We start from the raw sequence: 2,131 nt of genomic DNA, 5'->3' as shown, positions 1-2,131 counted from the left end.
GACCGTACGAACCTGATTGGTTCAACTATACCTTTGAAAATCGCAAAGGTAAGTTTCACTGTATTTCACCAATCGGACCTCTACGGGCAGTTGTCCCCACCTATCTTCTTTGGCTCCTCATAAGCTTGAGGTGGGGGTCTTACTCCCCGTTAAGTGTGGGACAAACGTAAATGTCAAGCGCAAGGACCTAACTAGTAAAGGTCCTTGCGCTTTTTTAAAGACTATATTAATTGTTGATGTATACGATTTTTGGCTCATTCATATGAAAACGCGGTTTCGGACACCTTTCAGCTCTGCTGAAAGTTAAATGAGTTGAAAATCCAAAGCGTTATTTAATAGAACCTTTTTAAAAGATAGGTTTTGTTCTCTCTTTTCTTATGATGAGCGAAATTGTTCGGTTTGTTGATTAAGTGCACTGGATAATTCATTTAACACCGTGCCAATTTCATAGCTTTCTTTTAATTGATTTTGCTGCGCGTAAGAACTGTTTAGCATTTCTTCGGAACTTGCGGATGTTTGCTGAGATAAAGCGGCATACCGCTCTGTTGATTCTTCTACTAGAGGCAAAGATTTCTGTAAATGACCTAAATAATCGTTTATAGAATGAAGTGTTTCTTTCACTTGCTGCACCTTTACATTCCAAATATCAATCGATTGTTTACTTTCCATTACAGCTTCTACATTTTCATTAAGATGCAGATTGAGATGTTCAAACTCAAGTTGCGTTCTCGACGTTATCTCTAGCATTTGACTCATATTTGTAGAGATATCTTTCGCCGCTTCAGATGTTTGATTTGCTAGTTTTCTCACCTCTGTCGCCACAACAGAAAATCCCTTTCCATACTCTCCCGCACGCGCAGCTTCAATCGTAGCATTCAAGGCTAATAATTTCGTTTGTTCTGCAATAGATTGAATAAGCGCAACAATCGAGTTAACCGATTGAGAATGCGTGCTCATCATGTGAACGGTTTTCGTAATATGTTGTGATTCTTGTTGAAATACATCCATTCTTCTTAATAAAATATTCATTTGGTCTGTACCTTCTTGAGCTGACTCATCCATATTTCTAGCAATATGAAATAATTGATCCATTTCTTCAAAAATTAAATGAACATCCTTTTTCATTTTATGAAAAGTTTCCATATGTATGTCTGAACTGCTTGCCGTTTCTTCAGCTGCTTTTTTGACCAGCTCAATACCTGCCAAGAGTCCTTGATTAGTGACTAATACATGATTAGAAGATTGCTGCAGCTGCTGCCCTGTATGATGGAGACGCCCTGCCGTCGCTCCAATATTTTGCAGCAATCCCTGCAGTGAACTAATCAAGGTTCCAAAACTTTTAATCAAGGATTTTACTTCTGGAGTTGTTTGTTGAATCCCTTCAAACGAAATATCAAGATTCCCTTCTCTCGCTTTTCTCATCATTTCACGAATTTGCTCTAGTGGCTTCGTTAGCTTGTTAATCATGAAAGCTGCTAATAACGCGGATAGAATTAAACAGATGAAAGCTACCCCGCTAATCGACCAAGCCATTTGCTGAATTTCTCCTAAATATTTCTCTTGTGGCAAAACAATAATGTATTGTCCCTTTAACTCTTGAATATAGCGGAAAGCTAACGTATATTCCTTACCTTCAATCGACGTCGTCACAATTCCATTTTGTTGCTCAACGATTTTCCGTTGAAGCGAATCAGAAAGATGTACTTTTGATTGTTTACTATCTAAAAACGGAGTTAGCTTTTCATCTTTTAAAAGAAAATAATCACTTCGCAGACCATCCTGAGCCATTTGAGAACTTTGACTTCTCACCACAGATTCTACTTTCTGTGAAAACTTCTCCTCATCTCCAACATAGAGATACATTAAATTTTGCACCATTTGATAAAACAATACGGACTCTCGCTCTAGCCTCTGTTCCACAGCATTGATTGTGGAAGCCTTCGATTGTACATAGGCAATATAACTTATCCCTGATGACGTTAAGACTAAAGAACTAATAAGCAAGATAAGCAATCTTGTTTTTAGAGTACAATCAACTAATAAATTCGAGTGAAATATGTAATGAATATACTTTTTTTTCATAAAATCCTCCTTTTGAATCACTTTCATTATCCGATGAAATTATTAATGT

The 2,131-nt window shown here is 37.2% G+C and carries 1 protein-coding gene; it reads right to left on the bottom strand.

The genetic code is table 11. From position 1 onward, the window contains the following. Positions 1-375 precede the first annotated feature (375 nt). A complete protein-coding gene (locus V7068_RS03795; protein WP_499711192.1) occupies positions 376-1,029 on the bottom strand; it encodes a methyl-accepting chemotaxis protein in 654 nt (217 codons plus the stop codon). Between the last annotated feature and the right edge of the window lie 1,102 nt (positions 1,030-2,131).

The organism is Bacillus sp. JJ634 (assembly GCF_036962285.1).
GTDB classification, from domain to species: domain Bacteria; phylum Bacillota; class Bacilli; order Bacillales; family DSM-1321; genus Peribacillus; species Peribacillus asahii_A.
The sequence above is the reverse complement of the archived record's forward strand: the minus strand, read 5'-3'. Positions and strand labels throughout refer to the sequence as shown.